Source organism: Corynebacterium sp. MSK004 (assembly GCF_030232515.1).
GTDB lineage: Bacteria > Actinomycetota > Actinomycetes > Mycobacteriales > Mycobacteriaceae > Corynebacterium > Corynebacterium hesseae.
The window spans coordinates 236,036-252,544 of record NZ_JASPKB010000004.1 but is presented as its reverse complement, the minus strand read 5'-3'; the positions used below and the strand labels follow the sequence as shown (position 1 = coordinate 252,544).

At 63.5% G+C, this 16,509-nt stretch carries 20 protein-coding genes; 15 read left to right on the top strand and 5 right to left on the bottom strand.

What is annotated here, in order from left to right; genetic code table 11:
- The first annotated feature begins 1 nt into the window (after position 1).
- From QP999_RS06810 to QP999_RS06745, 14 genes are all read left to right on the top strand, one after another.
- Positions 2 to 907 carry a D-isomer specific 2-hydroxyacid dehydrogenase family protein gene (locus QP999_RS06810; RefSeq protein ID WP_284847945.1) on the top strand — a complete coding sequence of 302 codons (906 nt, stop codon included), beginning with the start codon at positions 2 to 4 and terminating at the stop codon, positions 905 to 907.
- Positions 907 to 1,413: a DUF1707 SHOCT-like domain-containing protein gene (locus tag QP999_RS06805; protein ID WP_284847944.1), complete on the top strand. Its 507-nt coding sequence runs from the start codon at positions 907 to 909 to the stop codon at positions 1,411 to 1,413. Before QP999_RS06810 ends, QP999_RS06805 begins: the two co-directional genes overlap by 1 nt.
- 76 nt (positions 1,414 to 1,489) lie before the next feature.
- Positions 1,490 to 2,758 carry a glutamate-5-semialdehyde dehydrogenase gene (locus tag QP999_RS06800; RefSeq protein WP_284847943.1) on the top strand — a complete coding sequence of 423 codons (1,269 nt, stop codon included), beginning with the start codon at positions 1,490 to 1,492 and terminating at the stop codon, positions 2,756 to 2,758.
- A 185-nt stretch (positions 2,759 to 2,943) separates the two neighbouring features.
- A complete protein-coding gene (locus QP999_RS06795; protein WP_284847942.1) occupies positions 2,944 to 3,864 on the top strand; it encodes a cutinase family protein in 921 nt (306 codons plus the stop codon).
- Positions 3,865 to 3,874: 10 nt separating this feature from the next.
- A complete protein-coding gene (locus QP999_RS06790; RefSeq protein WP_070525728.1) occupies positions 3,875 to 4,732 on the top strand; it encodes a cutinase family protein in 858 nt (285 codons plus the stop codon).
- Positions 4,725 to 5,342, top strand: a complete 618-nt coding sequence (gene nadD, locus QP999_RS06785; RefSeq protein WP_070519506.1) for a nicotinate-nucleotide adenylyltransferase — start codon at positions 4,725 to 4,727, stop codon at positions 5,340 to 5,342. The genes QP999_RS06790 and nadD overlap by 8 nt, the downstream gene beginning before the upstream one ends.
- A gap of 93 nt (positions 5,343 to 5,435) precedes the next feature.
- Positions 5,436 to 5,903: a ribosome silencing factor gene (gene rsfS / locus QP999_RS06780; protein ID WP_070565180.1), complete on the top strand. Its 468-nt coding sequence runs from the start codon at positions 5,436 to 5,438 to the stop codon at positions 5,901 to 5,903.
- Positions 5,900 to 6,598 carry a histidine phosphatase family protein gene (locus QP999_RS06775; RefSeq protein WP_070525732.1) on the top strand — a complete coding sequence of 233 codons (699 nt, stop codon included), beginning with the start codon at positions 5,900 to 5,902 and terminating at the stop codon, positions 6,596 to 6,598. Before rsfS ends, QP999_RS06775 begins: the two co-directional genes overlap by 4 nt.
- Positions 6,598 to 7,386: a DegV family protein gene (locus QP999_RS06770; protein ID WP_010190864.1), complete on the top strand. Its 789-nt coding sequence runs from the start codon at positions 6,598 to 6,600 to the stop codon at positions 7,384 to 7,386. Before QP999_RS06775 ends, QP999_RS06770 begins: the two co-directional genes overlap by 1 nt.
- Before the next feature lie 85 nt (positions 7,387 to 7,471).
- Positions 7,472 to 8,074 (top strand): ComEA family DNA-binding protein, encoded by a 603-nt coding sequence (locus QP999_RS06765; protein WP_070565183.1) that lies wholly within the window; start codon positions 7,472 to 7,474, stop codon positions 8,072 to 8,074.
- A complete protein-coding gene (locus QP999_RS06760; RefSeq protein ID WP_284847941.1) occupies positions 8,071 to 9,321 on the top strand; it encodes a ComEC/Rec2 family competence protein in 1,251 nt (416 codons plus the stop codon). Before QP999_RS06765 ends, QP999_RS06760 begins: the two co-directional genes overlap by 4 nt.
- Positions 9,318 to 10,265, top strand: a complete 948-nt coding sequence (holA, locus tag QP999_RS06755; RefSeq protein ID WP_070519517.1) for a DNA polymerase III subunit delta — start codon at positions 9,318 to 9,320, stop codon at positions 10,263 to 10,265. The genes QP999_RS06760 and holA overlap by 4 nt, the downstream gene beginning before the upstream one ends.
- 11 nt (positions 10,266 to 10,276) lie before the next feature.
- Entirely contained in the window at positions 10,277 to 10,645 is a 369-nt protein-coding gene (locus QP999_RS06750) for an ankyrin repeat domain-containing protein (RefSeq protein WP_070519519.1), read from the top strand.
- On the top strand, positions 10,642 to 11,283 hold the full coding sequence (locus QP999_RS06745) for a LysE family translocator (protein WP_070519522.1): 642 nt from the start codon (positions 10,642 to 10,644) through the stop codon (positions 11,281 to 11,283). The genes QP999_RS06750 and QP999_RS06745 overlap by 4 nt, the downstream gene beginning before the upstream one ends.
- Here QP999_RS06745 and QP999_RS06740 read toward each other — a convergent pair.
- From QP999_RS06740 to QP999_RS06725, 4 genes are all read right to left on the bottom strand, one after another.
- On the bottom strand, positions 11,280 to 12,458 hold the full coding sequence (locus QP999_RS06740; protein WP_284847940.1) for a type II restriction enzyme: 1,179 nt from the start codon (positions 12,456 to 12,458) through the stop codon (positions 11,280 to 11,282). The two genes, QP999_RS06745 and QP999_RS06740, sit on opposite strands and share 4 nt — an antisense overlap.
- Positions 12,451 to 13,260 (bottom strand): DNA adenine methylase, encoded by an 810-nt coding sequence (locus tag QP999_RS06735; protein ID WP_284847939.1) that lies wholly within the window; start codon positions 13,258 to 13,260, stop codon positions 12,451 to 12,453. Before QP999_RS06735 ends, QP999_RS06740 begins: the two co-directional genes overlap by 8 nt.
- A complete protein-coding gene (gene rpsT, locus QP999_RS06730; protein WP_070447890.1) occupies positions 13,261 to 13,524 on the bottom strand; it encodes a 30S ribosomal protein S20 in 264 nt (87 codons plus the stop codon).
- A gap of 118 nt (positions 13,525 to 13,642) precedes the next feature.
- Positions 13,643 to 14,164: a type II toxin-antitoxin system PemK/MazF family toxin gene (locus QP999_RS06725; RefSeq protein ID WP_070519531.1), complete on the bottom strand. Its 522-nt coding sequence runs from the start codon at positions 14,162 to 14,164 to the stop codon at positions 13,643 to 13,645.
- Positions 14,165 to 14,182: 18 nt separating this feature from the next.
- Between QP999_RS06725 and lepA the strand changes: the two genes are divergently transcribed.
- Positions 14,183 to 16,030: a translation elongation factor 4 gene (gene lepA / locus QP999_RS06720; protein ID WP_070519533.1), complete on the top strand. Its 1,848-nt coding sequence runs from the start codon at positions 14,183 to 14,185 to the stop codon at positions 16,028 to 16,030.
- Positions 16,031 to 16,155: 125 nt separating this feature from the next.
- Here lepA and QP999_RS06715 read toward each other — a convergent pair whose 3' ends face one another.
- Positions 16,156 to 16,380: a hypothetical protein gene (locus QP999_RS06715; protein ID WP_284847938.1), complete on the bottom strand. Its 225-nt coding sequence runs from the start codon at positions 16,378 to 16,380 to the stop codon at positions 16,156 to 16,158.
- Positions 16,381 to 16,509 lie beyond the last annotated feature (129 nt).

Below are 16,509 nucleotides of genomic sequence, written 5' to 3'. Positions count from 1 at the left end.
CATGAAGTACGCCATCGAACCACACCCCTGGGAGGAAACCATCGAGGTGCTCGACGCCGCGGGCTTTGAGCGCGCCCCGCTAGATGAGGCCTCCTTCCTCATCTACACCGGCGATGGCACCGACTTCCCGGACCCGCTGCCGGAGAATATTGGCTTCGTGCAGATTCCTTCGGCGGGCGTGGACCACGTGCTTGAAGTGATGAAGGGGAGCAGCGTGCCGTGGTCGAACGCGGCCGGGGTCTATGACAACACGGTGGCGGAATCCACCATCGCGCTGCTCTTGGCGCAGCTACATGCGCACCGCCGCGTCAACGGCACGTTTGATTCCTATGCAGAGATGGAGGCGCACACTTCCTACCTCTACGACGACAAGACGGTGGCGATTATCGGTGCCGGAGGCATTGGCAAGCGTCTGATCAGCATGCTCTCCGGTTTTGGGCCGCGCATCATTGCGGTCAACCGCTCCGGCAACCCGGTCGAGGGCGCGGAGGAGACTTACCCGATTTCCCAGGTCGACAAGGTCTGGCCGAAGGCGGATTACTTCGTCCTCATCGCCCCGCTGACCCCGGAGACCCGCCACATGGTGGACGCGGAGGCTTTTAAACAGATGCCGGATCACGCGGTCGTGGTCAACGTGGGCCGCGGCCCGCTCATTAACACCGAGGACCTCGTCGCGGCACTGGAGGCCGGGGAGATCGAGGGTGCGGCACTCGACGTCACCGACCCTGAACCGCTGCCGGAGGACCACCCGCTGTGGCAGGATAAGCGCGTGGTTATCACCCCACACATTGCTAATACGCAGCGCTCCGTGCGCGAGAAGATTGGCGCGCACACCGTCAAGGTGGCCAAGGCTTTCGCGGCGGGGGACAAGCTGCCTACTCTGGTTGACCCGAAGGCAGGTTATTAATGGAGAACCCCGATATCCGTGTTGGTGATGCGGAGCGCTCTGAGGCCCTGGAGCAACTGAGCCAGCACTTCGTCAACGGTGCGTTGGGTCCCGATGAATTTGAGCAGCGCACCGGCGAGGCTGCCGCGGCGCGCACGCGCGGAGACGTCGAAAAGCTCTTTGCGGACCTGCCGGAGCTTTCCACCCCACGTACTTCGGCACCCGCCACCCGCCACGAGGCAGAGCTGGAGGATATGCTCTCCCGCGGGCGCAAGGTGCAGATAGTGGATTCCGTCATCTGGTCGGTGGCGATGATCGCCCTCTTCCTTGGGCTTTTTGTCTTCGACTGGAGCTATTTCTGGATCTCGCCCGTCATCGCGTTCTTCGCTTCCTGGGCTGCGCGCGGGGTGCTGAAGTTCAGTGAGTCGGATGAAGAGCTCTTCGATGAGCTTTCCGAAGGGGAAAAGAAAAAGCGCGCCGAGCGCCTGCGTGCCGCGGCGGAGCGCCGCCGCGAACTTGGGGCCTGAGACTGGTGCTCATTAAGAGCCCATGGCTGCACAAAATCCCTGACAAGCGGGCAGACCTTCCGTACGCTGGTATGGCATGAGCAACACCGAACGTGAAGAAGTTCTGTCCAAAGCCCGCGCCGCCAAGGCGGTGGCGCCGCAGTTCGCGCAGCTGCCCACCCCGCGCAAGAATGAAATCCTCAACCGCGCTGCCGAGAACCTCATCGCACACAGCGAGGACATCCTCGCCGCGAACCAGCTCGATATCGAGGCCGGCCGCGCCAACGGCATGTCCGAATCCCTCATCGACCGCTTGTCGCTTGATGCAGCCCGCATCGAGGGCATTGCCGGCGGCCTACGCCAGGTAGCCTCCCTCCAGGACCCAGTAGGGGAGATTCTGCAGGGTCGCACCATGGATAATGGCATCCAGATGAAGCAGGTCCGCGTGCCGCTCGGCGTGATGGGCATGGTCTATGAGGCCCGCCCGAACGTCACCGTCGATGCTTTCGGCCTGGCCCTCAAGTCCGGCAACGTGCCGCTGCTGCGCGGCTCGAAGTCCGCGAAGAACTCCAACGCCAAGCTCGTTGAGCTCCTCCAGGACACCCTCGTGGAGTTTGATCTGCCGCGCGAAGGCGTGCAGCTTCTGCCCTGTGAGACCCACGATTCTGTGCAGGACCTCATCACCGCCCGCGGCCTGGTGGACCTGGTCATCCCGCGTGGCGGCGCGCGCCTTATCAACGCCGTCGTGGAAAACGCCACCGTCCCCGCCATCGAGACCGGTACCGGCAACTGCCACTTCTACGTCGATGCCTCCGCCGACCTGGACAAGGCCATCGACATGGTGATCAACGGCAAGACCCGCCGTCCCTCTGTGTGTAACTCGACGGAGTGCCTGCTGATCGACGCTGCCCTTGACGACGCCTCCAAGCTCCGCATCATCACCTCCCTTCAGGAGGCAGGGGTTACCATCCACGGCGATGTGAAGGAGCTTGAGGCCTTCGGTGTTAAGGACGCCGTGGAGGCAACCGACGAGGAGTGGTGCGAAGAATTCCTCTCCATGGATATCTGCGCCAAGGTGGTTGATGGTGTCAACGGCGCCATCGCGCACATTGCCGAGTACACCACCGGCCACACCGAGGCCATTGCGGCCCAGGATGCTGACGTGCTGCTAACCTTCGCCAACGAGGTAGATGCCGCAGCGGTCATGCTCAACGCCTCCACCGCGTTTACCGACGGCGAGGTCTACGGCATGGGCGCCGAAATCGGCATCTCCACCCAGAAGCTGCATGCGCGCGGCCCGATGGCGCTGCCGGAGCTAACATCCACCAAATGGGTGCTGCAGGGCACCGGCCAGACCCGCCCCTAGGGACAGCTAGAAAAGCTACTCGAAAGGTACTCGAAAGCTACTCGAAAAGAATTTTTCGAGGCTGACCTGCGCAAAACAATCTACTCGAAAACTTTTCGAGTAGATTGTTTTGCCTTGCGCGGGGTTCGTGCTGCGCGCCGGGGGAGCACTGGGTATTCTAAAGCGCGGTAATAACAAAGAACTGAATGGTGCCTTCTCCCATGCTGTCCCGCATTGCTTCCTCCGTGGCCGCCGCCGTCATGGCCGTGTCCGCCTTCATTGTCCCTCAAACCATCTCTGCACCCGCCGCGCACGCTGACGAACAGTGCCCCGCAGTGGTCGTCGTCGCCGCGCGCGGCTCTGGCCAAAACGGTCAGGTCTACCCCACGCAGTATTCGAACCAGGGCGGCCGCGCATCCAATGGATGGGAGGGCGAATCCATCCGCGCCATGCTGCAGGGCGCCGAGGCACGCTACCAGGCCACTCACGGCGGAAATTCGCTGATGAAGGACGTCTACGTGCTGGGCCTGGAGCCGCAGTACTATCCGGCGACCTACCCGGAATACTCTGTTCCGAACGAGTCGGTTCCGAACACCGCGGCTGACCTCGTGCGCCTGGCCACGCAGTACGCCAACCCGGTCATCAACACCGCAGTCTCCGCCATCAACCAGTTCATGTACTCCGTGCAGACCGGCAATCGTGGAGTGACCAGCGCGATCAACAGCTATGAAGCCGCCACCGGTTGCCACCCGCAATACATCCTGTCCGGTTACTCCCAGGGCGCCATGATCCTGGCCAACCACGAGGTGGAACTGGCCCGCCGCGGTCAGCTCGCTGGCGTCGTGACCTTTGGTAACCCGCTGACCCGTGCAGGGGACCCGGCCGTCGTCGGCGCAACCCAGGGCGCGGGCGGCCCGATGGGCTACTTCCCGCAGATGCGCGCCAACGTCAGCCGCGTGGACTACTGCCTGCCGCTCGACGCCGTGTGCGACCTCTCCGCCCAGACCCTCTACGCCGCCAAGCCCACCGGCGGCTCCCATGGCCAGTACTTCTTCACCAATCACCAGTGGGATAATCAGGTCTACGATTCCATCGGCCACATGGTAGATGGCGTTCGTTTCCGCTAAACAGGAAAGAATGAAGTCTCTTTCTTTTCGTGTTTCCTGTGTAGCTGCCGCCCTTGGTACGGTGGCGTCCCTTCTCAGCGCGCCGGTGGCCTCGGCGAGTGGTGTCGGCATGTGCCCCGACACCGTGGTGCTCGCCGCGCGCGGTTCAGACCAGAACGAGGAGCAGGGCGAATACGTAGGCCCGCAGCGTTACTCCGAACGTGCGCCGGAATCCACCGGCTTTGAGGGACGCAACTTTGCCGCTCTGTTCCATCAGGTAGAGCAGCGCCACCCCGGCACAATGGATGGCGTTTATGTTCTGGCTTTGGGGCCGGAGGCGTACCCGGCCTCGATGAACCTGCCGCCCTTGGCGCAGGAGGGGGAAGACTTGGGCCCGCTTCAGCTTGTGCAGCGAGCGCTCGGGATTCTCCAGGAGCATTCCATCGGGGAAATGGCGTATTCGGTGACGTTTGGAGCTGCCGACAGCCTGCGTACCGGGGCCCGGAATGCGCCGAAGGTGGTGGACAACTATGAGGCCACCACCGGCTGCCATCCGCGTTGGGTAGCCGCTGGCTATTCGCAAGGAGCGCTCGTCGCGACGAGCACGGAGGAGTACCTCGCAGAATCCGGGCGCCTGCATGGTGTGCTCACCTTTGGCAATCCCTTGCACCAGGTGCCGTGGGCTAAGAACCGCGCCGGGCTGCCGGCGCAGCGCTACGTCGACTACTGCCTGGAAGGGGATTTCGTCTGCGATTTCTCCCTCGACGCCGCTAGCCGCGCCCTGGCCACCAAGGCTGAGCGCCATGCCTCCTATTTCTTGGCGGAGCCTTCCGGGCAGGACATGCAGGTCATCGACTCCGTGGCCGGTATACTCACCAGCCATGACTAGTCCGCAACGCATCGGCATCATGGGCGGCACCTTTGACCCCATCCATAACGGTCACCTCGTCGCCGCCAGCGAGGTAGCCCACCGTTTCCGCCTCGACACGGTGGTCTTCGTCCCCACCGGCCAGCCCTGGCAAAAGGCCGATAAGCAGGTCACCGCCGCCGAGCACCGCTACCTGATGACCATGGTGGCCACGGCGTCGAACCCGCGTTTTACCGTTTCCCGCGTGGACATCGACCGCGAAGGGCCCACCTACACCATCGATACGCTGCGGGATCTGCGCGGAATCTTCCCGGACGCCGAGCTTTACTTCATCACCGGCGCGGATTCGGTGGCCTCCATCATGAGCTGGCGCAACTGGGAGGAGATGCTGGAGATGGCCCACTTCGTCGGTGTGACCCGTCCCGGCTATGACCTGCGCAAGGACATGCTGCCGCAGGATTCCCAGGATGATATCGAGCTGATTGAGATCCCCGCCATGGCCATTTCCTCCACCGATTGCCGCGCCCGCGCCCAGCAGGGCCAGCCGGTGTGGTACCTCGTTCCGGATGGGGTGGTGCAATACATTGCCAAGAACCACCTCTATAGCCCCCACCCGGAAAAGCCCCTGTAGCCTCCGCGCATTCTCGGGGAATTCGACTAGGAAAATGAGCCTTGTCGTGTAACACTAGAGATCTTAAGAAAACGTACTTGTGTAGGGATTGTCATGTCGATTACTGATGAAGCACGCCAGATGGCGGAAACCGCCGCCTTGGCTGCGGATGAAAAGCTGGCCACCAACATCGCCGCTATTGACGTTTCCGACGTGCTGGCGATTACCGAGGTCTTCGTCTTGGCCTCCGCTGATACCGAGCGCCAGGTGGGGTCCATCGTGGAGGAAGTCGAAGACGAGCTGACCAAGAAGGGCTTTGAACCCAAGCGCCGCGAAGGCAATCGCGAGAACCGGTGGGTCCTGCTGGACTATGGCCCCATCGTGGTCCACGTTCAGCGCAATGATCAGCGCGAGTTCTACGGTCTGGACCGCCTGTACCACGACTGCCCGCTTCTCGACATCCCCGGCGTGGACACCCCGGAACGCCCCGGCGAGTGGTCTAATGAAGTCAACCCGCGCGACGTGGACTCGATCGATGAGATTCCCCTGGCCCAGCCAGAGCCGGAAGACGACGAATTATGACCCGCCGCCTCCTCCTCATCCGCCACGGCCAGACCACCTACAACGCCACCGGCCGGATGCAGGGGCACTTGGACACCGAGCTTTCGGAAGCTGGCCACTCTCAGGCCCGTGCCGCCGCCGACCTGCTGGAGGGCAAAGACATCACCGCGATCGTCTCCTCGGATCTCATCCGTGCCCGCGATACCGCCGAGATTATTGCTCGGCGCTTGGGGCTTGAGGTGTCCGTCGATAAGCGCCTGCGCGAAACCCACCTCGGTGAGTGGCAGGGGATGACCTCCGCTGAAGTAGATGAGCAGTTTCCCGGGGCGCGTGCGCTGTGGCGCCACGACCCCACCTGGGCCCCGCCGCAGGGCGAAAGCCGTGTCGACGTGGCTAACCGCGCGCGCCCCGTTATTGATGAGCTCATGCAGAGGCACCCGCAGTGGGACGAGGGAGCGGTGCTCGTCGTCGCGCACGGCGGCGCTATCTCCGCGCTGACCTGCCATCTTTTGGGCCTTGAGCACCACCAGTACGGGATCCTGTCCGGTCTGAAAAACACCCATTGGTCGCAGCTGACCGCGCGGCCCGAGTTCGACGCCGCTCGTCCGCTCTCCCCGCTGGAATTCACCCCGGAGAACGTCAGCCGTGCCCAGTGGTACTTCGACGGCTGGAACATGGGTGGCGCTGTCGTTGGTGGTGCAGGGGCGGACGTCTAGTGATTCGCGTCGTCACCGATTCTGCCGCGGGCTTGCCGGCGGATATCGTCGAGGAGCTCGACATTTGTGTTGTCGATCTGCACGTCATGGAAAGCCACGGCAAGGACGGCGCGGAGCTGTCCACCTCGGGTCTGACTGCCCTCGAGCTGGCTGCGTTGTATGGCCGTCAGATGGAGCGCTCCGGCGATGATGGGGTGCTGGCCATCCACCTGTCGAAGGAGCTGTCCTCGACGTGGTCAGCGGCGGTGACTGCCTCTGGCGTTTTCCCGGACACCGTGCGTGTTATCGATTCTGGCACCGCCGGCATGGCGATGGGCGCGGCCGCCATGGCGGCGGCCAAGCTTGCCCAGGAAGGCGCCTCACTCGACGAATGCTATGCCGCAGCCATCAACACCCTTGAGCGCGGGCACACCTGGGTCTATCTCAACTCAACGGAGGAGCTTCGCCGTTCCGGGCGCATGTCTGCGGCCACGGCGATGCTGTCCACCGCCCTGCTGGCCACCAAACCCATCATGGCTATCCAAGGCGGCAAGCTGGAGATGGTGGGCAAGACCCGCACCCAAACCAAGGCCTTTACCAAGCTCGTGGACCTGGTGGCCTCCCGTGCGGAGGGCAATCCGGCGTTCATTGCGGTGCAGTACAACGAGGATAAGGTCTCGGCCCGCCGGCTGGAGGACCTGCTGCGCTTGGCGCTGCCGGATTCCTCTTTCATGCTGGTGCCGCTTACCGACGTCCTCTCCGTCCACGTCGGCCCCGGAGCCATCGGCGTCTCCGCGGTCTTTAGCTGACGTTGTTGATGCCTTCAACAAGTTATCCACAGGCTGCGGCTTGAGCCCTCGACGGGGGTGAAGGCGCTTACGTAGCGTCGCGGGCATGAATGCCATTGCTGATCGCCTCCGTGACCTCACCCGCCCGACAGGCGAAGAAGAACTGCTCAACGTCGATTTCCCGCGCGTGCGCGTGCCACCCTGGCTGGCGCTTGTCGCGGCGGGCGTGGCCGGCGTCGCGCTCCTGGCCTGGCTGGGGATGAGCCGTAGCGCGGAGAACCCCTATGAGGTGGCCGCGCCGAGCAGCGAGGTAGCGGCCGATATCGTGGTCTCGGTCGTAGGTGAGGTAGAGCAGCCCGGGCTGGTGACCTTGGCGCCGGGCGCGCGCATCAACGACGCCCTCGAGGTGGCGCGCCCGCGCGTGCCCACCGATAACCTCAACCTGGCGCAGAAGCTTAACGACGGCGAGCAGATCACCGTCGGCGGCCCACCCAACGCCCCAGAAACCGCGGGGGAGGGGCTGGTGTCCCTCAACTCTGCCAGCGAGGAGGAGTTGACGGAGCTGCCCGGCATAGGGCCGGCCACGGCTGCGGCGATTATTGCGCACCGCGAGGAGGTCGGCAGCTTCACCACCGTGGAGCAGCTCATGGACGTCTCCGGTATTGGTCCGGCGAAGTTTGCGCAGCTGAAGGATAAGGTCCGTCCGTGAGGGAACTGCGGCTCGTGCCCGCCGCGGTGGTGGCGTGGTTGGCCACGCTCGCCGTGCTTTTCGGGCATCCGTGGCTGTTGTGCGGGCTCGTGCTCTTCGCTTTCGCGCGCGGTCAGTGGCGCGGCCAGGGCATCTTGTGCGCGGCGAGCGGAGTCATCTTTGCCACCCTGGCTTTTGTGCGCTCGGTGCGTGCAGCGGGCTTTCACTTTGGTACGGAGGTGACGGGAAGGCTTGCCGCAGATCCTCTGCAGACGGCATCCGGGTGGATGGTGCGCCTGCGCGTGCCGGGCTACCCGGCGCAGCTGCCGGTCTTCCTCAAAGAAAAACCGGAGGCCTTCGGTGGCTCGCTGGTGACGGTGCACGGCCACCCCGGCCCCTCGGAGCAGGTCGGGGTAGGCACAACTGTCTTTAGCGGCGAGCTCACCGCGCACGCCCACAGCTGGACCGCCGCGGTGGCGGAAAACTTCCGCGCCGTGTGCGATAACGGGCTGATCCCCGGCATGGTGCTGGGCGATACTAGCCTGCAAAGCCCCGAGGATCAGCAGCTCTACATCGACACTGGGCTCTCGCACTTGAGTGCTGTGTCCGGCTCCAACGTGGCCATCGTGTGCACTGCAGCCGCGTTGGTGGTGTCGGGGCAGCGGGTGAGGGTGGGGGCGTCGGCAAGCGCGTTGGCGTTGTTCGTGGCACTTGTGGGGTGGGAACCCTCCGTCCAGCGCGCCACCGTCGCCGGGCTGGCGGGACTGGCGGCGGTGCTCAGCTCCTCGAAGATGGAACCGCTCCATGCCCTGGCTCTTGGCGTGCTCTTTCTGCTCGCGGCGGACAGCGACCTAGCGGTCAGCTTCGGCTTCGCGCTCTCCGTCGCGGCCACCGCCGGCATCGTAGTACTCAGCCCGCTGCTATTGCGGGTGCTGGGCACGGGCATCGTGGCCCGGGCCTTTGCGGTCGCCATCGCCGCGGACATCGTGACCATGCCGCTCATTGCGCTGATGAGCGGGCGGGTCTCGGTGGTGTCAGTCATTGCCAACGTGCTGGTGGCCCCGGTCGTGCCTATTATCACCGTCGTGGGGCTCATCGCCGCCGTCCTGGCGCAGGTGGGGTGGGGCAGGCCCCTGGTGATCCTTATTGAGCCGCTGGCGGATTGGATCCACTTCGTCGCCTCCTCCATGCCGGTGACCACCGTGGCGGCGGGGCCCGTCGCGATGCTCCTACTTGGCGGGTGGGTCATTGCGGCGTTGCTAAGATGACAGGCATGTCTTCTGCCCCCGTGCACCTCATCCTCGGTGATGATGAATTCCTGGCCGAGCGCGCCCGCCTGTCCATCCAACAAGGTGAGGTAACCAAGCTCAAGGCCTCCGAGGTCAGCGAGGGCGAAATCCTGGAAGCCACCAGCCCCTCCTTGTTTGGGGAGGACCGCGTCATCGTCATCAGCGACGTGGAGAGGGCCGGCAAGGAGGTCACGAAGATCCTCCTCGACGCCTGCGCTAACCCCATGCCCGGTATCACGCTCATTTTGATGTACTCGGTGACGGCGAAGACGCTGAAGAAAAAGAAGAAGCCGCCGGAGCTCATCGCGGCGCTGCGCAAGACGGCCGAGGTGCATGAGGTCTTTTCCCTCTACCCGAACGAGCTCGCGCAGTGGGCTACGCGTGAGTTCGCCTCGCATGGGGTGCGGCCTACACCGGATGTGGTGCAGGCGCTTCTCGACGGCGTCGGCTCCGACCTCCGCGAGCTCGCCTCCGCCATCTCGCAGCTCGTCTTCGACACAGGCGGCAAGGTGACCCGCGAGGCGGTGCACGCGTACTACGTAGGTGTGGCCGAGGTGGCCAACTGGGATATCGCGGATGCCGCTGTGGCAGGCCGCGTGGAGGCGGCGGTGTCCACGTGCCGCCGCGCGCTGCAGTTGGGGGCGAGCCCCGTGGCCATCGCCTCGGCGCTGGCGAACAAGGTGGGCAACATCGCACGCCTCTATACCGCGCGCGGGGATCAGTATTCGCTGGCTTCCCAGACCGGCATGGCGCCCTATGCCATCAAGCTCACCCAGCCGGTGGCGCGGCGCTGGTCGGGGGAGAATATCACCAAGGCCGTGATCCTCATGTCGGAGCTGGATGCCGCGGTCAAGGGCCAGGGCGGGGACGAGGACTTCGCCATCGAGGCGGCCGTTAAGCGGGTGGCGGAGCTGGCGCGCTAGACTAACCCTCCATGGATGACATCCAGAACTTTGCCACCAAGCTTTTTGATTTTGCCCGCAACGGCGATGCCACGCTGCTCGAGTACATCAAGCAGGGCGTCAACGTGGACATGGTGAACCAGGACGGGCAGTCCTTCATCATGCTCGCCGCCTACCACGGCCATGCGGAGCTGGTGCGCCAGCTCGCTGCGGCGGGTGCCGACGTCAACCTCCTCAACGATCGCGGCCAGTCGCCGTTGGCCGGGGCTATTTTCAAGAAGGAAGACGCGGTGATCGACGCCCTTCTCGCCGCCGGCGCCGACCCCACCGCCGGCCAGCCAAATGCCCTCGACTCGGCTCGCATGTTCGGCCGTGAGGATCTTCTCGAGCGCCTGTCATGAGCTGGTCCGCGTTTGCGGCCATCCTCCTCATGAACCTCGTCGGCGCGGCGGCACCCGGCCCCGACATTGTGCTGGTGACACGCTATGCCACGCGCTCGCGCCGCCACGCCATCGCGGCGTCGACGGGCATTCAGGTCGGCGTGCTGTTCTGGTGCACGCTGACTGTGTTTGGCGCGGCCGCTTTGCTGACCGCCTTCCCGGGAGTTCTCTCCCTGATTCAGGTGATTGGCGGTTGCTTCCTCGTCTTCATGGGCGTGCTGTCCATTCGCTCCGGGCTAGAGCTGCGCAAGCAGCCGCCGGTGGATGAGGAGGAGGCCGCCGCCCGCTTGGGCTCGGTGGGCAAGGTCTTCCGCACGGGGTTGGCCACCAACCTATCCAACCCAAAGATCGTGCTTTTCCTCGCCGCCATGATCGCCCCGCTGCTGCCGCCGCACCCGCCGGTGTGGCTTTCGGTGGCGTTGGTGTTGAGCTTGTCGCTGTCGAGCTACCTGCTTTTCGTTGTTCTCTCGGCGGTCATCTCGACCCGCGCGATCCGTCGCCGCCTGCTGGCCGCCGGCCCGTGGATCGACATCGGTTCCGGTGCCTTCTTCGTGGTGGCCGGCTGCGCGCTGGTGTGGGCCGGCATCCAGGCCGCCTAGGCCTGCTCGAGTAGCTCTTTGAGCCACTGGGACCACGCCGCGACCGTGGCGGAGCGGCGGCGCAGGGTCGTCTCACCCAGGCCCAGGTTCGCCGCGCGCATGAACCCGGCCGCCTCGGCCTTGCTCAGAGCGCAGTGCTTATCGACGACAAACCGCACCATCTCCCGGAACACCGGCCGCGAGGCCAGCGCCTCAACGAGGGCGAGGTTGCGCTCGTCGCGCGTGCCGCTGAGCTTGGTCAAACCTAAGTAGCGGGCGGCGTTGGTGTAGTAATCAGCCTGGCGCGGGGTAAAGCCGAAGGCCTCGGGCATCTCCGCCTTCGGCACGGGGTTCTCCAGCAGGCTGATGACGCGGGCAAAGGAATCCGCCTGGGGGAAGGGAACGCGCGTGCCGTGGACCTTCGTGTGCTCCAGAACCTCGCGCACCGCCGCATCAGTCACACCGGACTCGCCCAAAACGTAGCGCGCCGCGCTCACCAGCTCGATGCTGCGGAAGTCCTCCGGCTGCCTAAACGCGTAGCGGTAGAAGTGAAAGATGCCATTGGAATAGACCAGGTACACCGGCACCACTTCTTTATCCAGTGCCCGCGAGAAGCGGCGGAAAGGGAAGTAGAGCTGACGGATGTTGAAGTCGGGGGAGATGTGGTTCTTCGCCTCCACGAGCACGAGGTGCTCGGCGGATTCGAAGCCGGCGTCGATCTCCATCTGGGCGCGGTCCACCTCGATATCGCGTCCGCCGACCCGCATGGGCAGCGTGAGCGTCGACATGCGCCCGCTGACCGTCGGCACCAACTCACCGCCCAGGAAATCATCAAGCATGCCGCTTAAGTGCGCTGCGGTCAACGCTGCGGCCTCCGAGGTCAGGTTCTCGAAGTCAATGGATTGGATGTGCCCCGGAACCGGCATCGACTTCAGCGGTCCGGCCTGCTCCGGGAAAGGCTGGTACAGGTCAAAGCGGCCAATCAGGTAGGCATCGCGGCGAATCGGCAGCATGGACAACCCGTGCTGGCGAAGCACCTCGGGGCGCGCGGCGGAAAAATCGTGCTTGGCCATCAACCGCGGCTCGCGCCCGGAAAGCTCCTTGAGCTTCGCGGCGGGCAACACCACATAGCCCTGGTCCGCGATGTCGGCGGCGAGGTGGGGATAGACACGGTCCCAGGCGGCGTCGTTAAGCATAATTGCGCACGAGCACCTCATCGACCTTGCCGCGCTTCGAGGCCACGGAATTCACCGCGCGCGTGGCACCCACGATGTCGATGCGGTAGTCCGCGTAGAGCTCCTTGATGAAGCCAGTCGCCGAATTCGACAGCAGGAACTTTACCCCGCGGGCATTAAGGGCATCGCAGGTTTCCTTCAGCCGAATCTGGTCCGCGCGGCCAAAACCACCCGACTGGTAGCCGGTGAAATTGCTCGTGGGGTTGACCGGATCATAGGGCGGATCGAAATAAACGAAATCCCCCTCGTTGGCCTCCACCGCAGCGTAGTCGCCGTTATAAAACGTCACGTCGTGGGTGGACAAGTACTCCGAGACTGCGCGCAGATTGGGCTCATCGCAAATCTTCGGGTTGGCATAGCGGCCAAACGGGGCATTGAACTGGCCGGCGTTATTCACCCGGTAAAGCCCGTTGTAGCAGGTCTTATTCAAATAAATCGTGCGGGCAGCCCGTTCGACAGGGCTCAAGTGCGCAAAACCCGGCTCACGGTCGCGGGCGCGCATCTCGTAGAAGAAATCCGAATCATTCGGATAGCCCTTTAATAGCGCGATGAGCTCGTCCACGTTATCGCGGACCACCTCATAGACGGTAATGAGCTCGGTGTTCAGGTCATTAACCCGGGCGCGTTCGGGCGCCAAAGAAAAAAGAACCGCTCCACCGCCCAAGAAAGGCTCGACATAAGTGTCGAAGCTCTCGGGCAGCACGGAGTGGATAACGGGCAGCAGTTGACGCTTTCCCCCGACCCACTTCAGGAGCGGTTTCATTTAGGCCATCTTGTTGAAGGCGGTGGCCATGCCGGACTTCTTGTTAGCCGCGGTGTTGCGGTGGAAGACGCCCTTAGACACGGACTTGTCCAGTGCGCGGGAGGCAACGCGCAGCTGCTTCTCGGCTGCAGCCTTGTCGCCAGCGGCGACGGCCTCACGGAACTTGCGGATCTCGGTACGCACGGCGGAGCGTACGGACTTGTTGCGCTGACGAGCCTTCTCGTTGGTCAGGATGCGCTTCTGCTTGGACTTGATGTTTGCCATCGTTCTACCTCTTATCGTCGTAGGAATGTTTTACCGAGGAAGGCGGACCCAAGGTCCTGACCGCCAGCGTGCCCCGGCATCCCAAGAAATTTATCAGGGCTCAGGCTAAATCCCCAAATCACGCCCAGTGATAGCGGGAGCGCAGGCGGTTGGCAATGCGCTCGAAGCGCCGCTCCGGGAAGAGCGTTCCCTGCCGACGGCACTGTTCCTCAGAAATCTCCAGCACTCGATCCATCCGCACCCAGCATTGCCGGCCGGTTTCATCCCACTCGCCGGTGCCGATATCGAGCCACTCTTCTTTGTTCGCGTGGCCCGGGTTGGAGGAAATAAGCAGACCTAACACCGTGGTGCGCGTGCGGGAAACAATCAGCACGGCGCGCTCGCGCGGCGGGGATTGCTTGCCATCGGAGGGCGCCCACACCCACACGACTTCCCCGGAGTCAGCCTGCCCGTCCATGTCCGGGGTGAAGAAGACGCTGCGCGGGTGGGCGGAGGCGGCCTCGACGCGGATATCGGCGGCCTTGCGGGGTTCCGTCACGGAATCGTTTTGGTTCAACCCCAAGCGTTCGGTGATGCGCTCGAGGCCGGCGTCGACAGGCTCGGGGCCTCCGATGCCGAGAATGCGGGCCAACCTAGACATGTCGTCTATTCTAAACGCATGTCTACAAACTTCGCGGCTACTACGTTTACGGATCCGTCCAAGATCCGAAACTTTTGCATTATCGCCCACATCGACCACGGCAAGTCGACGCTGGCTGATCGCATCCTGCAGTTGTCGCAGGTGGTGGAGGAGCGCGATATGCGCGACCAATACCTCGACAACATGGATATCGAGCGCGAGCGCGGCATCACCATTAAGGCCCAGAACGTGCGCCTGCCCTGGATTCCCCAGTCCGGTCCCCTCAAGGGGGAGGAGATCGTCATGCAGATGATCGATACTCCCGGCCACGTGGACTTCACTTACGAGGTCTCCCGCGCGCTGGAGGCGTGTGAGGGCGCCATCCTGCTTGTCGACGCCGCCCAAGGCATCGAGGCCCAAACCCTGGCCAACCTCTACCTGGCCATGGAGAATGACCTGGAGATCATCCCGGTCCTTAACAAGATCGACCTGCCCGCGGCCGACCCGGAGAAGTACTCCTTGGAGATCGCCCACATCATCGGCTGCGAGCCGGAAGAGGTGCTGCGCGTCTCCGGTAAGACCGGCGAGGGTGTGGCGGAGTTGCTGGACAAGGTTGCGGAGCTTGTCCCGGCGCCCACCTCCGAATTCGGGCCCGATGCTCCGGCCCGTGCCATGGTCTTCGACTCGGTCTACGACACCTACCGCGGCGTGGTGACCTATATCCGCATGATGGACGGCAAGCTCACCCCGCGCCAGAAGGTCACCATGATGTCCACGGGTGCCAACCACGAGCTGCTGGAGGTGGGCATCGTCAGCCCTACGATGCAGAAGTGTGAGGGCCTAGGCCCGGGCGAGGTGGGCTACCTCATCACCGGCGTGAAGAATGTGCGTGAGACCAAGGTGGGTGACACGATTACGTGGGCGTCGAATGGCGCGAGCGAGCCGCTCAAGGGTTACGCCGACCCGAACCCCATGGTGTACTCGGGTTTGTTCCCGATCTCCCAGGCAGACTTCCCGGACTTGCGTGATGCGCTGGAGAAGCTGCAGCTTAACGACGCCTCCCTCACCTTCGAGCCCGAGACCTCCGTGGCCCTGGGCTTCGGCTTCCGCTGCGGATTCTTGGGCCTGCTGCACATGGAAATCACGCGTGACCGTTTGGAGCGCGAGTTTGGATTGGACCTGATTTCCACCGCCCCGTCGGTGACCTACCGCGTGGTGGCAGAAGACGGCGAGGAATCGTATGTGCACAACCCGTCCGACTGGCCGGCGGGCAAGCTGCGTGAGGTCCACGAGCCGATTGTGAAGATGACTATCATCGTGCCGGAGGAGTTTGTGGGCCCGACGATGGAGCTGTGCCAGTCCAAGCGCGGCCAGATGGGTGGCATGGACTACCTGTCTGAGGACCGCGTGGAGCTGCGCTACACCATGCCGCTGGGTGAAATCATCTTCGATTTCTTCGACATGCTGAAGTCCCGCACCAAGGGCTACGCTTCCCTCAACTACGAGGAGGCTGGCGAGCAGCTGGCGGACCTGGTGAAGGTGGATATCCTACTCAACGGCGATCCGGTGGATGCCTTCTCCGCGATTGTGCACCGTGATTCCGCGCAGTGGTACGGCAATAAGATGACGAAGAAGCTCAAGGAGATCATCCCGCGCCAGCAGTTTGAGGTGCCGGTCCAGGCGGCCATCGGCTCGAAGATCATCGCGCGTGAAAACATCCGCGCGATGCGCAAGGACGTGCTGGCCAAGTGCTACGGCGGCGATATCTCCCGTAAGCGCAAGTTGCTGGAGAAGCAGAAGGCCGGTAAGAAGCGCATGAAGTCCATCGGTTCCGTTTCCGTGCCGCAGGAGGCCTTCGTGGCGGCGCTGTCCACGGACGCCGACTAACGCATCGAGCACCTCCGGTACCGGTCGGGCCACCATCACTGTCTGGAGCTATTGGTGCTGATCAGGGCGAACTTGCGCTGTTGGAGGCTGAAAGCGCCCGGTTTGATATGGTGCCTTCAGCCTGCCTACTGGGCGTTAAAGGAGTAGCTGCCGGTGAGCTGATTGTGGATTGTTACCGAGTAGTCCTGGCCGTTGGCGGTGGCGCCGTTCACAAGCATGGCGAGCTCTTGTGAGTTGTAGTAGCGGCTTAGGCCCACGTAAAGAATAAGCAGGAGGATGCTGCCCGCGACTGCGATTGAGGTGGCAATCTTCCACACGCTTACTTGGTTGGTCACGAGTGGTCCTTTCATGCGTGAAAACTTCGGTCACTGTAGCTACTAGTACGATAACAAGTCTTTTATGTGCACGGTATTGAATTAGAACCAGTGCCCCCACTATTCCGGGGAAGTTCAGGCAGGGAACACCGGTTTTCGTCTCAA